The sequence below is a fragment of the Pseudomonas sp. NPDC089569 genome (assembly GCF_050280625.1).
GTDB lineage: Bacteria > Pseudomonadota > Gammaproteobacteria > Pseudomonadales > Pseudomonadaceae > Aquipseudomonas.
Map to the genome: position 1 here is coordinate 1 of NZ_JBNNVQ010000258.1, position 1,502 is coordinate 1,502.

At 60.1% G+C, this 1,502-nt stretch carries 2 protein-coding genes; both read right to left on the bottom strand.

The annotated features are described in order from the left end of the window. Positions 1-272: 272 nt before the first annotated feature. Positions 273-1,202 (bottom strand): electron transfer flavoprotein subunit alpha/FixB family protein, encoded by a 930-nt coding sequence (locus ACQKP2_RS32870; protein WP_427582385.1) that lies wholly within the window; start codon positions 1,200-1,202, stop codon positions 273-275. Further along, positions 1,203-1,502, bottom strand: a 300-nt coding sequence (locus tag ACQKP2_RS32875; RefSeq protein WP_427582386.1) for an electron transfer flavoprotein subunit beta/FixA family protein, incomplete at its 5' end; no start/stop codon positions are given. It abuts the gene before it with no gap.

Below are 1,502 nucleotides of genomic sequence, written 5' to 3' on the forward strand. Positions count from 1 at the left end.
AGGCACCGCGGGGTGTCAGGCGGCCAGCGTCATCGTTGGCGTCCATCGCGAGCTTGCTCGCTCCTACAGGAAAAAAAGCAAAAAATCCGGCCGGATGGTTAGCCTCTAACTGTAGGAGCGAGCATGCTCGCGAAAAACCATTGGGCACCGCGGGGTGTCAGCATGCCAGCGTCATCGTTGGCGTTCATCGCGAGCGTGCTCGCTCCTACAGGAAAATAAGCAAAAAAAACCCGGCCATAAGGCCGGGCTTTTTTATAAGTGAAGACGCCGGATTAAACCAGCTTCTCCAGCTCAGGGACCGCTTCGAACAGGTCCGCCACCAGGCCGTAATCGGCCACCTGGAAGATCGGCGCTTCTTCGTCCTTGTTGATCGCAACGATCACTTTGGAGTCTTTCATGCCGGCCAGGTGCTGGATCGCGCCGGAGATACCGACGGCGATGTACAGCTGTGGTGCAACGATCTTGCCGGTCTGACCGACCTGCATGTCGTTCGGGACGAAACCTGCGTCGACCGCGGCGCGCGAAGCACCCACGGCAGCGCCCAGCTTGTCGGCCAGAGCGTACAGGTGTTTGAAGTTGTCGCCGTTCTGCATGCCGCGGCCGCCGGATACGACGATCTTGGCAGCGGTCAGTTCCGGACGATCGGACTTGGCCAGTTCTTCGCCAACGAAGCTGGAGATGCCGGCGTTGTGAGCAGCAGCAACGGCTTCAACGGCAGCCGAACCACCGGTAGCAGCAACCGGGTCGAAACCGGTGGCACGCACGGTGATCACTTTGACCGCAGCGTTCGATTGCACGGTCGCGATGGCGTTACCGGCGTAGATCGGGCGCTTGAAGGTGTCGGCGCTTTCTACCGAGATGATCTCGGAGATCTGGTCAACGTCCAGTGCAGCGGCAACGCGCGGCAGGATGTTTTTGCCGTTGGAAGTGGCGGCAGCCAGGATGTGGCTGTAGCCCTTGCCCAGCTCTGCAACCAGAGGCGCGACGTTTTCCGGCAACTGATGCGCGTAAGCGGCGTTGTCGGCGTTCAGGACCTTGCTCACGCCGGCGATTTGCGCAGCGGCTTCAGCCACGGCGCCAGCGCCCTGGCCTGCAACCAGAACGTGGATGTCGCCACCGATTTTGGCAGCGGCAGCAACGGTGTTCAGCGTGGCCGGGGCCAGCACTTTGTTGTCGTGTTCAGCAATAACCAAGATAGTCATTTAGATTACCTTCGCTTCGTTTTTCAGTTTCTCGACCAGTTCAGCCACCGACTTGACCTTGATACCCGCGCTGCGTGCAGCAGGCGCTTCGACTTTCAAGGTCTTGTTGGTGGAGGCGGTGGAAACGCCCAAAGCGTCTGGAGTCAGGGTCTCGAGAGGCTTCTTCTTGGCTTTCATGATGTTTGGCAGGGACGCGTAGCGCGGCTCGTTCAAACGCAGGTCGGTGGTGACGATGGCCGGCAGTTTCAGGGAAACGGTCTGTGCGCCGCCGTCGATTTCGCGGGTCACAGCCACGCTGTC

Bases quoted from the DNA above. Each gene is read 5' to 3' on its own strand.
- ACQKP2_RS32870 (WP_427582385.1), bottom strand. From the start codon at position 1,202: ATGACTATCTTGGTTATTGCTGAACACGACAACAAAGTGCTGGCCCCG.